Annotated in this window: 17 protein-coding genes and 1 pseudogene; 9 read left to right on the forward strand and 9 right to left on the reverse strand. The window is 70.0% G+C overall.

Annotated elements, in window-relative coordinates:
• Positions 1–24 precede the first annotated feature (24 nt).
• Positions 25–1,128: an HlyD family secretion protein gene (locus tag H1Q64_RS19505; protein WP_237906468.1), complete on the reverse strand. Its 1,104-nt coding sequence runs from the start codon at positions 1,126–1,128 to the stop codon at positions 25–27.
• Between the two features lie 291 nt (positions 1,129–1,419).
• Between H1Q64_RS19505 and H1Q64_RS19510 the strand changes: the two genes are divergently transcribed.
• Positions 1,420–2,040 (forward strand): TetR/AcrR family transcriptional regulator, encoded by a 621-nt coding sequence (locus H1Q64_RS19510; protein ID WP_014198285.1) that lies wholly within the window; start codon positions 1,420–1,422, stop codon positions 2,038–2,040.
• 23 nt (positions 2,041–2,063) lie between these two features.
• Here the strand turns inward: H1Q64_RS19510 and H1Q64_RS19515 are convergent, their stop codons facing one another.
• Together H1Q64_RS19515 and H1Q64_RS34140 are read right to left on the reverse strand one after the other, a co-directional pair.
• Positions 2,064–2,624: a hypothetical protein gene (locus H1Q64_RS19515; RefSeq protein WP_419468856.1), complete on the reverse strand. Its 561-nt coding sequence runs from the start codon at positions 2,622–2,624 to the stop codon at positions 2,064–2,066.
• Between the two features lie 6 nt (positions 2,625–2,630).
• A pseudogene (locus H1Q64_RS34140) lies at positions 2,631–2,723 on the reverse strand (zinc-ribbon domain-containing protein); the annotation flags it as partial.
• A 219-nt stretch (positions 2,724–2,942) separates the two neighbouring features.
• On the opposite strand from H1Q64_RS34140, the gene ftsE reads away from it, so the two are divergent.
• The 6 genes from ftsE (at position 2,943) to H1Q64_RS19545 (ending at position 9,432) form a co-directional block, all read left to right on the forward strand.
• Positions 2,943–3,623 carry a cell division ATP-binding protein FtsE gene (ftsE, locus tag H1Q64_RS19520; RefSeq protein ID WP_014198283.1) on the forward strand — a complete coding sequence of 227 codons (681 nt, stop codon included), beginning with the start codon at positions 2,943–2,945 and terminating at the stop codon, positions 3,621–3,623.
• A 22-nt stretch (positions 3,624–3,645) separates the two neighbouring features.
• On the forward strand, positions 3,646–4,548 hold the full coding sequence (locus tag H1Q64_RS19525) for a cell division protein FtsX (RefSeq protein ID WP_237905230.1): 903 nt from the start codon (positions 3,646–3,648) through the stop codon (positions 4,546–4,548).
• A 35-nt stretch (positions 4,549–4,583) separates the two neighbouring features.
• A complete protein-coding gene (locus tag H1Q64_RS19530; protein WP_237905231.1) occupies positions 4,584–5,219 on the forward strand; it encodes a YdcF family protein in 636 nt (211 codons plus the stop codon).
• 13 nt (positions 5,220–5,232) lie between these two features.
• Positions 5,233–6,015: a lysophospholipid acyltransferase family protein gene (locus H1Q64_RS19535; RefSeq protein WP_237905232.1), complete on the forward strand. Its 783-nt coding sequence runs from the start codon at positions 5,233–5,235 to the stop codon at positions 6,013–6,015.
• Entirely contained in the window at positions 6,015–7,004 is a 990-nt protein-coding gene (locus H1Q64_RS19540; protein WP_237905233.1) for an alpha/beta hydrolase family protein, read from the forward strand. Before H1Q64_RS19535 ends, H1Q64_RS19540 begins: the two co-directional genes overlap by 1 nt.
• A gap of 118 nt (positions 7,005–7,122) precedes the next feature.
• Positions 7,123–9,432 (forward strand): adenosylcobalamin-dependent ribonucleoside-diphosphate reductase, encoded by a 2,310-nt coding sequence (locus H1Q64_RS19545; protein ID WP_237905234.1) that lies wholly within the window; start codon positions 7,123–7,125, stop codon positions 9,430–9,432.
• A gap of 6 nt (positions 9,433–9,438) precedes the next feature.
• Here H1Q64_RS19545 and H1Q64_RS19550 read toward each other — a convergent pair whose 3' ends face one another.
• The 3 genes from H1Q64_RS19550 to H1Q64_RS19560 form a co-directional block, all read right to left on the reverse strand.
• Positions 9,439–10,083: a DedA family protein gene (locus H1Q64_RS19550; protein WP_237905235.1), complete on the reverse strand. Its 645-nt coding sequence runs from the start codon at positions 10,081–10,083 to the stop codon at positions 9,439–9,441.
• A gap of 100 nt (positions 10,084–10,183) precedes the next feature.
• Complete coding sequence (locus tag H1Q64_RS19555) at positions 10,184–10,885, reverse strand: glutamine amidotransferase (protein ID WP_237905236.1); 702 nt, start codon at positions 10,883–10,885, stop codon at positions 10,184–10,186.
• A gap of 136 nt (positions 10,886–11,021) precedes the next feature.
• A complete protein-coding gene (locus tag H1Q64_RS19560) occupies positions 11,022–12,512 on the reverse strand; it encodes a PLP-dependent aminotransferase family protein (RefSeq protein WP_237905237.1) in 1,491 nt (496 codons plus the stop codon).
• A gap of 113 nt (positions 12,513–12,625) precedes the next feature.
• On the opposite strand from H1Q64_RS19560, the gene H1Q64_RS19565 reads away from it, so the two are divergent.
• A complete protein-coding gene (locus tag H1Q64_RS19565) occupies positions 12,626–13,864 on the forward strand; it encodes a benzoate/H(+) symporter BenE family transporter (protein ID WP_237905238.1) in 1,239 nt (412 codons plus the stop codon).
• Positions 13,865–13,876: 12 nt separating this feature from the next.
• Here H1Q64_RS19565 and H1Q64_RS19570 read toward each other — a convergent pair whose 3' ends face one another.
• Positions 13,877–14,806 carry a LysR family transcriptional regulator gene (locus H1Q64_RS19570; protein WP_237905239.1) on the reverse strand — a complete coding sequence of 310 codons (930 nt, stop codon included), beginning with the start codon at positions 14,804–14,806 and terminating at the stop codon, positions 13,877–13,879.
• A gap of 96 nt (positions 14,807–14,902) precedes the next feature.
• Between H1Q64_RS19570 and H1Q64_RS19575 the strand changes: the two genes are divergently transcribed.
• Positions 14,903–15,685 (forward strand): NAD(P)H-dependent oxidoreductase, encoded by a 783-nt coding sequence (locus H1Q64_RS19575; protein ID WP_237905240.1) that lies wholly within the window; start codon positions 14,903–14,905, stop codon positions 15,683–15,685.
• A gap of 5 nt (positions 15,686–15,690) precedes the next feature.
• Here the strand turns inward: H1Q64_RS19575 and H1Q64_RS19580 are convergent, their stop codons facing one another.
• Together H1Q64_RS19580 and H1Q64_RS19585 are read right to left on the reverse strand one after the other, a co-directional pair.
• Positions 15,691–16,143: a DMT family transporter gene (locus H1Q64_RS19580; protein ID WP_237905241.1), complete on the reverse strand. Its 453-nt coding sequence runs from the start codon at positions 16,141–16,143 to the stop codon at positions 15,691–15,693.
• A gap of 109 nt (positions 16,144–16,252) precedes the next feature.
• Entirely contained in the window at positions 16,253–16,945 is a 693-nt protein-coding gene (locus H1Q64_RS19585) for a helix-turn-helix domain-containing protein (RefSeq protein WP_237905242.1), read from the reverse strand.
• Between the last annotated feature and the right edge of the window lie 142 nt (positions 16,946–17,087).

Here is a 17,087-nt window from a genome sequence, read left to right on the forward strand (position 1 = left end):
AACGAAAAACGGGTGTTGGCGTGGTTACTTCGACGCGACCGTCCGGCCGGGGACCAGCGCGCCCATGACGGTGCCCCTGTCGTGCGGCTGCTCCTCGGCGCCGCGGGTGTCCACCTCGGCGACCACCGACAGGCCGGGACGCAGCAGGCCGGACAGCACGCTGTCGCGCGGCAGGGCGATGCGCACGGGCACGCGCTGGACGATCTTGGTGAAGTTGCCGGTCGCGTTCTCCGGCGGCAGCAGGCTGAACTGCGAGCCCGACGCCGGGGCGAAGCTCTCCACCCGGCCGAGCAGATGCTTGTCCGGATAGGCATCCACCTCCACCGTCACCGGCTGGCCGGGGCGCATGCGGGCGAGCTGCGTCTCCTTGAAATTGGCGACCACATAGACGTCGGGCAGCGGCACCAGCGAGAGAAGCTGCACGCCCGGACGCGCGTACTGGCCGACCTGGACGCCGCGGTTGCCGACCACCCCGTCCACCGGGGCGCGGATGACCGTGTTGTTCAGATCGTTGCGCGCGGTCTGCAGGGCGGCCTCCGCCTGACGCAGACGGGCGTCGGTCTCGCTGCGGCTGGCGTTCAGCACGCCGACCTGATCCTGTTCCGCGACCAGAGCGGCGCGGCTGCGGGCGGTCTCCGCCGTCGCCTTGCGCAGGTCAGCGTCCGCCGTCTCGAACTTCTGGCGGCTGGCCCAGCTGTCGCTGGCCAGGGCGCGGGTGCGGTCGAAATCCTGCTGGGCGCGGCGCTGCTCGGCCTCGGCGCTGGCGACCGAGGCGGCGGCCTGATCGATGATCGCCTTCTGGAGCTGCAGCTTGCTGTCGAGGGTGCCAAGCGCCGCCTTCTGCGCGGCGACGTTGGCCTCGGCCTCCGCGACCTTGGCGCGGAAGTCCTGGTCGTCCAGAACCGCCAGGACATCGCCCGCGGCGACCTGCTGGTTCTCCGCCACCCGGACGTCGCGCACATAAGCGGACACCTTAGGGCTCACCACCGTGATGTCGCTGTGGACATAGGCGTTGTCGGTCGATTCGAAGAAGCGACCTTCGGTCCACCACTCCCAGCCGGCGTAGCCGCCACCGGCCAGCGCCGCCACCGCAACACCCGACAGAACGATCTTCCGCACGGCCTTCATCGTGATCCAACCCACCCGTTTCGGTTCTTTGCCCGGCACGGTCCGGCTTGCCGCCATCCCGCCGAAACTGAACCGTTCAGTTTAGTCTTGCGAAAAGATGATCGCGGGCCTACCTGTTGTCAAGAGTGAACTGAACGGTCTAGTTTTAACGTTTGGGATTGTGGTTGAATGCGGAACGCGTTACGGCAGCGGGGACTCGGCGCACGAAGTCCCGCAAGCACCGCCGGCACCGTGGTAGAACAGGACGCAGGGCCGGTTTCAGGACACCCGGCTTCAGGACATGAGGAACGCATGAGCACGCTGGTCGCCCCCACCCCGGAGGCAGGATCGAAGCCCGCGCAGATCCTGGAGGCCGCCGGAAAGCTGTTCCTGGACCATGGCTACGGCGCCGTCAGCATGGACGCCATCGCCAAGACGGCCAACGTGTCCAAGGCGACGCTCTACGCCCATTTCGGCAGCAAGGACGAGCTGTTCCGCGTCATGGTCGCCCGCGAATGCAAGGGGCAGGCGATGGCCGCCGTCTGCGAGGAGGCGCGCGCGCTCGACATGGCCGACGGGCTGCGCCTGATCGCCCGCCATTTCGTCACGCTGATCCTGTCGCCGCAGGCGCTGGCCGGCTACCGCGTGGTGGTCGGCGAGGCCCACCGCTTCCCCGAGCTGGCGAGCGCCTTCTACGAGGCCGGCCCGGCCCGCACCATGGAGCACATCAGCGCCTTCATGACCGACCTTGACCGCCGCGGCCTGCTGCGCATCCCCGACCCGCAGCTTGCGGCGGAGCAGTTCGTCGGACTCGTCAAGTCGCACACGCATCTGCGCTTCATGCTGTGCCTGTCGGAACGCCCGACGGAGGAGCAGCTGACCCGGATCGTCGACGGCGCGGTCTCCCTGATCATCCGGGGCTACGCGCCATAACCGGCCAGCGCCCGGCACGCGCCTCAGCGACCGCCGTCGAAGGTGATCATGACCTCCAGCACCCCGGCGGCGTCCGCCTGGACATCGCGGAAGGTAGCGATCTCACCGGGAAGGATCTGCGGCGGCATCGGCTCGACGGTCCAGTTCCGCAACGGCTGACGGTCGGCGCCCAGCGCGGTGACCCGCAGCGCCGGCACCGTGCGCAGCGTCTCGGAGACGTTGACGATCTGCCCCTCCACCAGCAAAGCGGCCTTGCCGTCCTCGGCCTTCTGTTCCGAGCGGACGTTCTGAAGCTGGAGGCCGGTGCCCGGCGGTTCCACCGGCAGGCCGACCGTCTCGTAGAACAGCGCGGCCGGAGGCCACAACCGCACCACGGTGGCGCGGCCGAAGTAGCCGGCGGCACCGATGGCCAGCAACACCGCCATGAAGGCCCCCCAACCGACCAGCGCCCGGCGCCCGGCGCCGGGGTCCGCCGGGGTTTTGGCCGGTGCCTTCGTCTTGGAGGACGGCGGCGGGACCGGGTGGAATTCGGTCACCGCGTCGGGATGGAAGACGGGATCGTCCTGCGGCGACTGCCACCACATGTGGCCGCATTGGGCGCAACGCACCTTCCGGCCCTGCGGACCAACCGCCGAATCGGCAAGAGTGTACCGTGTGTCGCAGGCCGGGCAGGTGATGATCATAGATGCCGATCGTTGTCACCGAATTTGCAGACTGTCCTTATAGGTAGTCATGAGGTGTGAAGCAAGGAACGCACGGGCGCAGCGCGCGGCCGCTCCAACCAAGGCAATGGGCGCGGCAAGGCGGACAGCGGTGGACGCGCCGGCCCCTGCCGGTGCATTGTCCATCCGCGCACCCGGCGGGACGCCGCCGGGGCCTTCCGTTGCGCCTTTGGTGGGACCGTGATCCGTTTCGAGAATGTGGGACTGCGCTATGGCACCGGACCGGAGGTGCTGCGCGACATCAGCTTCACCCTGCCGCCCGGCTCGTTCCACTTCATGACGGGGGCGAGCGGGGCCGGCAAGTCGTCGCTGCTGAAGCTGATGTATCTGGCGCTCCGCCCGTCGCGCGGGCTGGTCACCCTGTTCGGCAAGGACATGGCGCGGGTCAAGCGCACCGACCTGCCGGCGCTGCGCCGTCAGATCGGCGTGGTGTTCCAGGACTTCGCCCTGCTCGACCATCTCTCGGCGCTCGACAACGTGGCGCTGCCGCTGCGCATGGGCGGCGCGCGAGAGTCCGACGTGGTGGAGCACTGCACGGAAATCCTGCGCTGGGTGGGGCTGGGCAACCATCTGAACTCCCTGCCCTCCACCCTGTCGGGCGGGCAGCAGCAGCGCGTCGCCATCGCCCGCGCGGTCATCAACCGCCCGCGCCTGCTGCTGGCCGACGAGCCAACCGGCAACGTCGACGACGGCATCGGCATGCGCCTGCTCTACCTGTTCGAGGAGCTTCACAAGCTGGGCACCACCGTGGTCATCGCCTCGCACAACGAGGCGCTGATCCGCCGCTTCGAGCACCCGCGCCTGATGCTGGAGAACGGGCGCCTGCACGTCCTGCCGGCACATGCCTCGCGCTGGGCGTGACGCGGAGGGAAGGAGACACGCCATGGCCCTGCCGCCGCTGACCCGCCGAAACTCCGACCTGCCGCTGGCTAAGGACCCGACCTCGCGCTTCCTGATGTGGCTGACTGCGCTGATGGTCTATCTGGCGGCGCTGGCGCTGGCCGGGGCGCTGCTCGTCTCCGACATGACCCGGCGCTGGGACAGCGGTCTGGCCGGCGGGCTGACGGTGCAGATCATGCCGCTGCCCGACAGCGCCCAGGCCGCCCCGCTGGAGGAGCGGACGGAGGCCGCGCTGACCGTCCTGCGCGCCACCCCCGGCATCGCCACCGCCAGCCTCCTGTCCAGCGGCGACGTCGGCCGGCTTCTGGAGCCGTGGCTGGGCAAGGAGGCCGCCGATCCGCTGCTGCCGATGCCGCGGCTGATCGACGTGATGACCAACGGGCCGGTGGACACGGCGGCGCTGTCCGCGCGCCTGACCTCCGCCGCCCCCGGCGCCACGCTGGACGACCATGCGGTGTGGCTGGCCGACCTGCGCCGCTTCGCCGGGGCGATGCATCTGGCGGCGCTGGGCATCGTGGCGCTGATCGGCGGGGCGGGCGTGATGGCGGTGATCTTCGCCGTGCGCTCCGGCCTCGCCATTCACCGCCATGTGGTGGAGCTGCTGCACCTGATGGGGGCAACCGACCGCTACGTGGCGCGGCAGTTCGAATCGCACGTCATCGGCCTGACCCTGCGCGGCGGGCTGACCGGGCTGCTGCTGGCCGCCGGCACGCTGGGCGGGATCGGCCACGCCGCCGCCGGGCTTCACGCCAGCCTGCTGCCCGACCTCGCCACCTCGCCCTGGTGGGCCGTCGCCGCGCTGGCCGCCGTGCCGCTGGCCGCCTGCCTGCTGGCCGCGCTGACCGCGCGCTGGACGGTGCTGCGCACGCTGGAGTCGATGCCGTGACCGCCCGCCCGCTCCGTCCGTCCGGAGGCTGAGGGATGGCCCACTCGCGGCGCGCCCGGGTCCTGCGGGCTTTGCGACGGCTGCTGCTGCTGGCAATGCTGGGCGGGCTGGCGTGGCTCGGCGGGCTGTTCTGGTTTGCCGCGTCGATCCCCCGCAGCCCGCCGCAACCCGGCAGCGCCGAGGCCACCCGCAACACCGACGCCATCGTGGTGCTGACCGGCGGCAGCGGCCGGCTGAGCACCGGGCTTGAACTGCTGGCCGACGGGCGGGCGCACCGGCTGTTCGTCTCCGGCGTCTACGAGGGGCTGGAGGTGCAGGAGTTGCTGAAGCGCTCCCGCCAGTTCCCCGGCGAGATGGAATGCTGCATCACGCTCGGCTATTCGGCGGACAGCACGATCGGCAACGCCTACGAGACGGCGGACTGGCTGCGCGAGCAGGGCTTCACCTCAATGCGGCTGGTCACCGCCAACTACCACATGATGCGCAGCCTGTTGGAGTTCCGCATGGTGATCCCGCAGGTCGAGGTGGTGCCCCACCCCGTCGCCTCCCCCAACGTGCATCTCAACGACTGGTGGCTGTGGCCGGGCACGGCGAATCTGCTGATGACCGAGTACAACAAGTACATTGTGACGCGCCTTCGCTACACGCTTGAGAAGCTGATCGAATCCTGACAAGTTCCCGGCCATGATCTTCCTGCGTTCCCTCGCCTTCAACGTCGCCTTCTATGTGTGGACGGCGGTCATCTGCGTCGGCATCCTGTGGTCGCTGCTGCTGCCGCGACGCAGCATGATCCGCGTGATCACGTGGTATTTCGGCACCGTCTCGTGGCTGGAGCGCACGCTCGCCGGCATCCGATACGAGGTGCGCGGGCGCGAGCACGTTCCCAAAAGCGGGTCGTTCCTCCTGGCCGCCAAGCACCAATCGGCCTGGGAGACGATGAAGCTGCACTTCCTCGTCAACGACCCGGCGATCATCCTGAAGCGCGAGCTTCTGTGGATTCCCATCTGGGGCTGGTACGCCGCCAAATCCCGGATGATCGCCGTTGACCGCGGCGCCAAGGGGCGCGCCGTCGCCTCCATGGTCCGGAACGCCCGCCCGGTGCGGGACGAGGGGCGTCCCATCGTGATCTTCCCGCAGGGGACGCGGGTCGCCGTCGGCGCCTACCGCCCCTACCGGATCGGCGTCGGCGTGCTCTACGACCATCTCGACATCCCCATCGTGCCGATGGCTCTGAACGCCGGCCTCTACTGGGCGCGCAACAGCTTCATCAAGCGGCCGGGCACCATCACCGTGGAATTCCTGCCCCCCATCCCGCCGGGCCTGGGCCGCGCCAAGGCCATGCAGGAGTTGGAGGAGCGGCTGGAGGCGGCCACCGACCGGCTGGTCGTCGCCGCGGGCGGTCCGGCGACCGTGCGGCCGAAGGCGGCGGAACCGGCCACCGCTGCGGTGAGCGAAACCGCGTCCTGATGCGCCGGGGCGCGGCCTTCGCCATCCTCGCCGGTCCTGTGCTGGCAATGTCGATGGTGGCGGCAACGGACGCCCACGCCCAGTCGCAGCCGAGCGCGGAACGCTTTTCCAACGCCGCGGTGACCGGGGGCGTCACCATCACCCGAAAGGCCTGCGCCGCGCTGGAGGCCCAGGAAACCGCCGCCTGGGTCGAGGTGGACGGGCGCGGGGAGTGCCTGCGCTACTACGCGGCGGGCCTGCGCCCCGACCCCGGCCCCAACCCCATCGCCGCGGCCTGGATGCACGGCGACATCATGGGGACCAAGCCGACCTCCGTCGGCCACCAGGAGGGGCTGGGTGTCGCCGCCATGATCGACCAGGAACGGGCCTTGGCGGAGCGGTTCGGCATCCCTTTCCTGTTCCTCGCCCGGCCCGGCGCCTATGGCAGTTCCGGCCGTTTCTGGACGACGCGCCACACGCCGCGCGAGGCGGTCCTGATGAACGCGCTGCTCGACGTCCTGAAGGCCCGCTACGGCGTGACGGAATGGGCCCTGGGCGGCCACAGCGCCGGCGGCACGCTGACCGCGGAGTTCCTGGCCCGCCGCCACGACCTGCGCTGCGCGGTCATCTCCTCCGGCGCGCCGGCCTACCGAGCCTATCTGGAGGCGCGCGGACTCCAGAAGGTGCTGGCCCGCCCGCAGGGCTGGTTCGACCCCGCCGACTCGCTCGACCGCATCCCGCAAGATCCCAAACGCCGCGTCTTCGTCATCGGCGACCCGCGCGAGACCAACATCCCGTTCCACACCCAGCGCGGCTATTCCAACGCCCTGGTGGAGCGCGGCCACGCGGCGTGGCTGGTGCCGCTGGAGCGGGCGCCAGCCCCGCGTCACCACAGCCTCGTGGACTTCGGCGAAACCGCTCTCGGCCTGTGCGGGTCCGGCGCCGACACTGGGCGGATCCTGGCGACGCTCAAGGCCATGCCGGACCAGCGGGACCGCATCAGCAACTGACGGCCAGAACGCAAGAAGAACGGTCGGGTTGACCCTCGGAAGGGCGGCCCCTACTCTTCGGACACGGTTGTCGGCGGGACGGCGTTTTCGACCGGCCGCCCGCGCAAGGGGAAGACGCATGACGGGGATCGCCACCATTTCCCAGCGGATCTGGGACATGAAGTACCGCTTCAAGTCCGCCGCGGGCGACCCCATCGACCAGACCATCGCCGACACCTGGCGCCGCGTCGCCACGGCGCTCGCCGCGCCCGAGCCCGATCCGGCGGTGTGGGCGCCGCGATTCGAACGGGCGCTGTCCCGTTTCGAGTTCCTTCCCGCCGGGCGCATCCTGGCCGGGGCCGGCACCGGGCGGACGGTGACGCTGTTCAACTGCTTCGTCATGGGACGGATCGAGGACGACCTCGGCGCCATCTTCGCCCATCTGCGCGAAGCGGCGCTGACCATGCAGCAGGGCGGCGGCATCGGCTACGACTTCTCCACCCTGCGGCCCAAGGGTGCCCTCGTGAAGGGGGTGGGCGCCGACGCCTCCGGCCCGCTGTCCTTCATGGACGTGTGGGACAGCATGTGCCGCACCATCATGTCGGCGGGCGCCCGGCGCGGCGCGATGATGGCGACCCTGCGCTGCGACCACCCCGACATCGAGGATTTCATCGACGCCAAGCGCGAGCCCGGCCGGCTGCGCATGTTCAACCTGTCGGTCCTGGTCACCGACGCCTTCATGGACGCCGTGCGCAAGGACCGGCCCTGGCCGCTGGTCTTCGACGGGCAGGTTCACCGCGAGGTGCGGGCCCGCGGCCTGTGGGACCGCATCATGCAGGCCACCTACGCCTATGCGGAGCCGGGCGTCATCTTCATCGACCGGGTGAACGGGCAGAACAACCTGAATTATTGCGAATCCATCTCCGCCACCAACCCATGCGGGGAGCAGCCGCTGCCCCCCTACGGGGCCTGCCTGCTCGGCTCGATCAACCTCGCCGCCCTGGTGATCGACCCGTTCGAGGAGACGGCCCGGCTCGACACCGACCGGCTGAAGGAGCTGACGGCGCTCGCCGTGCGGATGATGGACAATGTGGTCGACGCATCGCGCTTCCCGTTGGAGCCGCAGGCGCGGGAGGCCCACGCCAAACGCCGCATCGGGCTGGGCGTCACCGGGCTGGCCGACGCGCTGATCCTCTGCCGCACGCGCTACGGCGGCGAGGCGGCGGTCGCGCTGACGGAGTCCTGGCTGAGGACCATCCGCAACGAGGCCTACCGCGCCTCCGCCCTGCTCGCCGCGGAGAAGGGCGCGTTTCCGCTCTTCGATCGCGACGCCTATATGGCTGCCCCGATGGTGCGCGGGCTGGACGAGGATGTGCGCGGCCTGATCGCGGAACATGGCATCCGCAACGCGCTTCTGACCTCAATCGCGCCAACCGGGACGATCTCACTGTTCGCCGACAACGTATCGTCGGGGATCGAGCCCGTCTTCTCCTACAGCTACGAGCGCACCGTCCTGATGCCCGACGGCACCCGCCGGACGGAGGAGGTGAGCGACCACGCCTACCGCCTGTTCCGCGCGCGGTTCGGGGACGAGGCCCCCCTGCCCGACTGGTTCGTGGACGCACAGTCGCTGACCCCGGCGGAGCATGTGGTGATGCAGGCGGCCGCCCAGCGCCATGTGGACAGCTCCATCTCCAAGACCATCAACTGCCCGGAGGACCTGCCCTTCGACGCCTTCAAGGACGTCTATTGGCAAGCCTACGAGCTGGGTTGCAAGGGCTGCACAACCTACCGCCCGAACGCGGTCACCGGCTCCGTCCTGTCGGTGAAGAAGGAGGGCGCGACCCCGTCCCCAACCCAGGCCCCCGACCCCGCCGCGGCCTCGGGCGTCATGGCGTCGTCCAAGCCACCCGACCGTCCGGAGACCCTGCCAGGCGAGACTTACAAGGTGCGCTGGCCGGACAGCGACCACGCCATGTACATCACCATCAATGACATCGTGGAGAACGGACGGCGCCGGCCTTTCGAGGTCTTCATCAACTCCAAGAACATGGAGCATTACGCCTGGACCGTGGCGCTGACGCGGATGATCTCCGCGGTGTTCCGCCGCGGCGGCGAAGTCGGCTTCGTGGTGGAGGAGTTGAAAGCGGTCTTCGACCCGCGCGGCGGCGCCTGGATGCAGGGCCGCTACGTCCCGTCCCTTCTGGCGGCCATCGGTGACGTGATCGAACGGCACCTCAAGGCCATCGGCATGCTGCCGGACGACAGGCCCGCCGACGGGACGCCGACCGCTCCGCCGTCCGCCGATGCCGCCCCCGGTGCCGCACCGGTGGTCATCGGAACCGAGCCGGCCAATCTCCGGCAATGCCCGAAATGCGGCCAGCCCGGCCTGATCCGGCAGGAAGGCTGCGACAGCTGCCTGAACTGCGGCTATTCCAAATGCGCCTGAGGGCGGTCAGCACCGCGACGGCTCGCCGGAAATCGGCGGCGCCGGCACGCAGGGCGCGTCGCCTCCGTTCCGGGTGACGGCCGGCGTCGCCGTGGCGCCGGACAGGAGTTCGTCGATGCCGACCCCCTTCGCGATGGCGATGCCGGGCGCCATCATCAAAGGCACCCAGATCACCGCGGACAGCAGGTTGGCGGTCTGGAAGCTGTGGTGAGGCATCGCCATCATCCCGGCGGTGATCGGCACCACCGGCCGCAGCGGCCCGAGGAAACGGGCAAGGAACACGCTCTTGCCGCCGTGGCGCAGGAAGAAGCGGCTGCCCCGCTCCAGAAGCTCCGGCCGCTGACGGAATGGCCAGACAACCGGGACACGGTCACCGAACACCCGGCCGAGCCAGTAGGACACGGCGTCGCCCAGCACCGCGCCCAGCGCGAGGGCGACATAGACCTGCCAGAAGCCGAGAGCGCCGGAGGCGACCAGCGCGCCCCCCGTGGCGATCAGCACCACGCCCGGCACCACGAACCCGACGAAGGCCAGGGACTCCGCGAAGGCGCACAGGAAGAAGATCACCTCCGCCCAGGATGCGTTCGCTTCGATGAAGGCTCCCCAACGCTCCATGCCGTCGATCAGCACATTCCTTGCTGCGTCGTTCATTCAGGTTCCCTGTGAGGCGGCTCGTTGGAGCGGACTGTGCCACAGATCGGCAGCGCCGTGCAGATCGGTGAACACCCCATCCCGCCTCGCCGTACAGGGATCAGGGCGCGGCCTGGAGCCACTCGGCCAGCATCTTCTGCCCGGCCTCGCGCAATTCCGGACCGATCCGCGCCGCTTGACCGCGCAGCACGCGCGGGTCAATGCCGGCCCCCGCCAATTCGGCGGCATGGCCCGTCAGCCATCGCTCGATGCCGGCGGCTACATCGACCTCCGGATGGAATTGCAGGGCCAGCGTGTGGCGGCCAACCGAAAACCCCTGGGTTGCGCAGAGCGGCGTCGACGCTAGGCTCTCCGCCCCGTCGGGGACCTGGAAGGCGTCCCCGTGCCAGTGAAGCACCGGAACGCCCTCCAGATGTCGAAGCGGCCCGGCCCGTCCGGCATCGGTCAGAGTGAGCGGGCCGAATCCGATTTCCTTGTGGCCCATGGGGCGCACCGCCGCACCGAGCGCCTTGGCGATCTGCTGCGCCCCGAGGCAGATGCCGAGCGTCGGGCGCCCCGCGGCCAGCCTTGCGGCCAGGAGCGAGGATTCCTCGGCGAGATACGGATAGGCGTCGCTTTCATAGACCCCGACGGGACCGCCGAGGACGATCAGCAAGTCCGGCTCCAGCGGATCAAGCGTCGCGAAAGGCGCCGCGTCGAGATCATGATAGCGGACCGCATAGCCGGCATCCGACAGAACCGCGCCGAAGATGCCAAGGTCTTCAAAATGGACGTGCCGGATTGCCAGTGCCGTTTTGTGCATGGGTCGCCTCCCGCTCCCGCGCCGGGAACGTCGTGGATTGGTCGGCTCTCGGATACCAGACGAATGGCTCGCTGTGCCCAGCCATTTCCCAGCAATGGCCCAGACCAATTCTCCTTGGTCCGGAGGCCCGCCGAATTTACGGCGTCGTCGCCGTGCGAAGCGCCTTCTCCAGCTTTCTGACCGCGGTCTCGATTTCGAACGGCGTGTAGGCCGCGAAGCCCATCAGGAAACCCGCCTTGCCGTCGCCGGCGGCGTGCAGCGCCGACAGGCCGAGCAGTTCGATCCCGGCCCGCCGCGCCGCATCGACGGCGGTGCGCTCGGCAAGGCCGCCGGTCAGCAGGCAGGGCATCTGCAGACCGCCGATGGGAACCTGCGGTTCGACGAAGTCCGACAGGTGCTTGGCGACGAGACCCGCCAGCGCATCGAGGCGCTCGGCATAGACGCCGCGCATGGCGCGGACATGCGCCCCGAAATGCCCACCCTCCATGAAGCGGGCCAGCGTAAGCTGGGCCATCGGCGCCGTATGGCCATCCAGCAGGGTGCGCGCGACGGTCATCGGCTTCACGAGTTGGGGCGGCAGCACGGCGTAGCCGATCCGCAGCCCGGGAAAGAGCGATTTGGTGAAGGTGCCGATGTAGATGGTGCGGCCATGCGGATCGAGCCCCTGCACGCAGGCCGTCGGCTTGCCCGCGTAGCGGAACTCGCTGTCGTAGTCATCCTCGATGATCCAGGCCTGATGCCGGGCCGCCCACTCAATCAGGGCCAACCGGCGATCCAGCGCCAGCGTCGCGCCGGTCGGGAACTGGTGGGACGGCGTCAGGAACACCGCCCTCGCCCGCTGCGGCTCGGCCAGGATGCAATCGACGACGATGCCCTGCCGATCGACGCGGACCGGAACGCAGTCCAACCCCGCCGCCTCGAACGCCTTGCGTGCGCCGTAATAGGCCGGGTCCTCCAGAAAGATCCCGTCGCCGAGGTCGAACAGCATGGTCGCGCAGAGCGCCATCGCCTGTTGCGAACTGGTCAGCACCAGGACGCGGTCGGCGGTGGCACGCGCGCCGCGTTCGAGGTTGACATAATCGGCGATGGCGCGGCGAAGCGGCTCGGTCCCCTGCGGATCACCGTGAAACAGGCTTTGCGTGCCGACCTCCTTGCGCACCTGCCGTTCCAGACGCTCCCAGAGCGCGAGCGGAAAGCTCCGGGTTTCCGGAACGCCATGGGCGAAGGGCCGCGGCGCCGGCATCTCGCGCACGCCGCCCCCCTCGAACACGGCGGCCCCGCGCCGGCTGAGGGCCGGTGCCGGATCGCTCGGGAGCGTGTCGCGCCGGGGCCGGCGGCGGCCGGGGGTGAACTCGCTGATCTCCGCGACGAAGCTGCCGCTGCCGACGCGCCGGTCGATGAAGCCTTCGGCGTGAAGCTGGGCGTAGGCCGCCTCGATCGTGTCGCGCGACACCCCCAGCGAGGCGGCGAGCGCGCGCGAGGCGGGCAGCGGCTTGCCCGGCCCAAGCGCGCCGTCGACGATGAGCTGTCGGACGGCCCGCTGAATCCGCGCGTGAAGCGGCATGGCCGCATGGGCGGGGTTGGCGATCCACGCCTTCACGGACTCGAGCTGGGAATGCCGGAACAATTGGTCTGGCCTTCTTAGTGAAAGCGGATGGGCACATCAGGCCATTGGTCGGCTAGTTGTCAAGGCCGCTCATCGCCCTTGCGGCTCGAACCGTCCGGAGGTCCCGCGCAACCATGCCACCCAATTCCGCTCCCATCCGCCTCAACGACCTCGCCCACCCCGTCGTGGCGGGCCTGATTTCCGTCATCGTCAATTACGGCGGCACCTTCATCCTGGTCTTCCAGGCGGCGAAGGTCGCGGGGCTTAGCCCCGATCTCACCGCCTCCTGGGTCTGGTCGGTCTCCATCGGCGTCGGGTTGACCGGGCTGTTCCTGAGCTGGCGCCATCGCGAGCCGATCATCACCGCCTGGTCCACCCCGGCCGCGGCGTTCCTCGTCACCGCGCTGGCGACGACGCCCTACGCCGAGGCGGTCGGCGCCTACATGATCTCGGCGGCGGCCTTCGTCGCGCTCGGCCTGTCGGGCTGCTTCGAGAAGGTCATCCGGCTGATCCCGCCCGGCATCGCCTCCGGCCTTCTCGCCGGCATCCTGCTCCCCTTCGGCATCGGGGCGTTCGGCGGGGCCAGCGTCGATCCGCTGCTGGTCGGCCTGCTGATCGTCGCCTATGTCGCGCTGAAGCGGTTCTCCGCCCGCTACGCCGTGGTCGGAATCCTCGTCCTCGGGCTGGCCTTCCTGCTGACGCAGGGCCGCGTCGATCTGTCGGGGCTGTCGCTGGAGTTCGCCGCCCCGGTCTTCACCGCGCCGGAATTCTCGCTGAACGCGCTGCTGTCCGTGGCACTGCCTCTGTTCCTGATCACGCTGTCCGGCCAGTACATGCCGGGGATGCTGGTCCTGCGGAACGACGGCTTCACGACGAGCGCCAACCCCATCGTGACGGTGACCGGCCTCGGCTCGCTGCTCATGGCCCCGTTCGGCTCCCACGCCTTCAACATCGCCGCCATCACCGCCGCCATCGCCACCGGCAAGGAGGCGCACGAGGACCCGTCCAAGCGCTGGATCGCCGGGATCGCCGCGGGCGTCTTCTACGTGCTCGTTGGGGTGTTCGGGGTGACGCTGGCCGCCGTCTTCATGGCGTTTCCCGCGACCTTCATCACAGCGCTCGCCGGTCTGGCGTTGCTCGGCACCATCGGCGGCAGCTTGGCCGGGGCGATGGCCGATCCGGCGTCCCGCGAGGCGGCGCTGATCACCTTCCTGGCGTCCGCCGCGAACATCAAGCTGCTCGGCATCGGCGGGGCGTTCTGGGGCCTGCTGATCGGCCTCGTCGCCCATCTCGTCCTCAACGGGCGCCTGCGCCTGCCGCGCCGCAGCCTGGCGGTAAGAAAGGGGGCGGTGACCGAGGGGGCGGCCCCGTAATCGCCCTATCGGCTATCCCCGGGACGACCGCTCGATGCCGGGGATGGTTGCGACCGTTTCCGCCAGGAACTCCACCAGCAGCCGGACCCGCGCGATGCCGGCCCGCTCCGGCACGATTAGCAGGTTGAGCGGCACGGCAGGCGGCGCGTGGTCGGGCAGAAGAACCTCCAGGCGGCCGTCGGCGAGCAGGTCGTCCACCAGCCAGACATGGGCCGGGCCGATGCCGCGCCCGGCGAGGTAGGCCTCGCGCGCGGCCAACCCATGATCGACCCGCAGCCGTCCCCCCAGGGAAACGGCGTGGAGGGCGCCGTCCGGCCCTTCGAGCGTCAGCCGATCGCTCCCCGCGATGTTCGACATGCGGACGCCCTCGAACCCCGCGAGGTCGCCCGGCGTCGTCGGCCGGCCGTGCCGCTCCAGACAGGCCGGCGCCCCGACGAGAACGCGCCGGCTCGCCCCCAACGCCCGCCGCTTCAGGGAGCTGTCGGTGAGCGGGCCGAGGCGGATGGCGATGTCCACGCCGTCGCGCACGAGGTCGATGCGCTCGTCGGTCAGGCCGAGATCGACGGCGATGTCCGGATGGCGGTCCTGGAAGGCGAAGATCAGCCGGCTGATGTGCCGGACGCCGAGCGCCGCCGTGCAGGACACCCGCACCGTCCCGGCCGAGGCGCGGCCGGTGTCGCGTGCCTCGTCGCCCGCCTGTTCGACGAGGCGCAGGATCTGGACGGCGTTGGCGTAGTAGCGCTCGCCCTCCACGGTCAGCGCGACACGCCGGGTGGTGCGGCTGAGCAGGGCGACACCCAGCGCCTCCTCCAACTCGCGGATGTGCCGGGTGACGCTGGATTGCCCGATGGCCATCTCGCGCGCCACCGCCGACAGGCTCCCCCGTTCGGCGACGCGGACGAAACTGCGCATACGGTCCAGCGTGACGTTCGATTGATCCATTCTACGGCAGAATTCTATCCATTCACCTTGTCTACCGGATCAATCTCCACCGGCATAGCTTGAGGCGCAAGCGTTTCAAGCGAACAGGTGCCTGCGATGAATGTGCTGATTGTCTTCGCCCATCCCGACCCCCGCTCCCTCAACGCCGCCCTGCGCGATGCCGCCGTCGCGGAACTGGAGGCGCAGGGCCACGCGGTGCGGGTCTCCGACCTCTACGCCATGAACTGGAAGACCACGGTGGACCACGCCGACTTCCCCAGCCTCGGCGAGGGGGAGCGCCTGAAGGTGGCCGCCGCCTCCGCCGCCGCCTTCGCCGCCGACGCGCTGACCGACGATGTGAAGGCCGAGCAGGAGAAGCTGCTGTGGGCCGACGCGCTGATCCTGCAATTCCCGCTTTGGTGGTTCACCATGCCGGCGATCCTCAAGGGCTGGGTCGACCGCGTCTACGCCTACGGCCTCGCCTATGGCGTCGGCGAGCACAGCGACCGCCGCTGGGGCGACCGCTACGGCGAGGGCCGCTTCGCCGGCAAGCGCGCCATGCTCGTGGTGACGACGGGCGGCTGGGCCGAGCATTACGCGCCGCGCGGCATCAACGGCCCGATCGACGACCTGCTGTTCCCGATCAACCACGGCATCCTGCATTACCCCGGCTACGACGTGCTGCCGCCCTTCGTCGCCTACCGGGTGGACCGCTTCGACGAGGCCGGCTTCGCGCAGGCGGCGGAAAGCTTGCGGGAGCGGATGCGGACGCTGGAGACGGCGTCGCCGATTCCTTTCCGCCGCCAGAACGGCGGCGACTATGCGATCCCCAGCCTCGAACTCCGCCCGGAGTTGGAAGCCCCCGGCGCGTCCGGCTTCGCCCTGCACCGGAGTCTTTGAGCGCGCTACAGCCGGATCAGGACGACGCCGAGGATCAGGGAGGCGGCGCCGGCCAGCCGGGTCGGGCTCACGGGCTGCTGCGGCAGGCCGAGCAGACCGACATGGTCGAAGGCGAGAGAGCCGAGCATCTGGCCGACCACGATCAGCGCCAGCACCGTCGCCGCCCCCAGGCGGGGCACCATCAGGATCGCGGTGCCGATGAACAGCGCGCCGAACAGCCCGCCGGTCCAGGTGACCCATGACCCCACCCCGCCCACCGCTTCGGCGAGGCGGGGGCCGGGTGCGAAGAGCGCGACCGCCAGCATCGCCAGCATGCCGACGACATAGCTGACGAAGCCCGCCCACCAGGGCGAGCCGAGGTCGGCCCTGAGGTTGGCGTTGAGGACCTGTTGCAACGCGACGCTGACTCCGGCGCCGACCACCAGAAGGTACGAGACGGCGGACACTGCGATGGACATGCCATGCTCCCAAGCTTGCCTGTGGGCGCGCCGCCGGACCCTTGTCCGTGCGGCGCTCTCGGGCGGATGGGTAGCAGGCGGAGCGGCGGCGGTCTGGTACGGATGTGACCTACCCGGCCCGGTAGCGGCCCGGAGTCACGCCGAAGGCGCGGCGGAAGCAGCGGCCCAGATGGCTCTGGTCAGTGAATCCGGTGTCCGCCGCGACCGCGGCGATGGGCTCCCCGGCGCGGAGCAGCAACCGCGCCTCGTTCAGCCGCTCCTGAAGCCCGAAGGCGTGGGGTGGGACGCCGTGGTGCTTGCGGAACCGGCGGGTGTAGCCCTCGCGGCTCATCCCGGCGCGGCGGGCCGCCTCGCCGACGCTGTCCCACGCCTCGCCCCCCGTGAACGCGGATGCGGGCTCCGGCCCGGTCCCGCGGGAGCGACGATGCTCCTCGGCGATCCGCGTCAGGTCGGGCCAGCCCAGCCCGCCCGTCCTCCGCCAGTGCCCGGCCAGCCCGGCGATCGCCTCCGGCGCGGCGTACAGGCCGGGCGGCGTGTAGAGGTTGATGCAGACGACCTCGTCCGCTCCGCACAGCGAGCGGTGCGGCGTTCCCGCCGGGATGTGCACACCCTCGCCGGGACCGGCCTCGCGCAGGTCGCCCGCGATGACGAAGCGCCGCCGCCCCGTCAGGACAAAGGTCAGCTGGTCCTCGCGATGGAAATGCACCGGCAAGGCCACGTCGCGGCCGCGCACCGTCCCCAGCTCGACGATGCCGCTGCCGGTGGGGCGCCAATAGTCCCAAACCTGCGGCGGACGCCCCATGACAGCGATCCTTTCCATCGACCTGTTTCCGGCGACCTGTTTCCGGCGACCTGTTTCCGGGTTGTGATTTTCGCATGGCGCCGATCTGGACTCCATCGCACCGCACATCCTGTGGCATAAGAGCCCCCGCCATGCCATGGGA

It is taken from the genome of Azospirillum brasilense (genome assembly GCF_022023855.1).
GTDB lineage: Bacteria > Pseudomonadota > Alphaproteobacteria > Azospirillales > Azospirillaceae > Azospirillum > Azospirillum brasilense_F.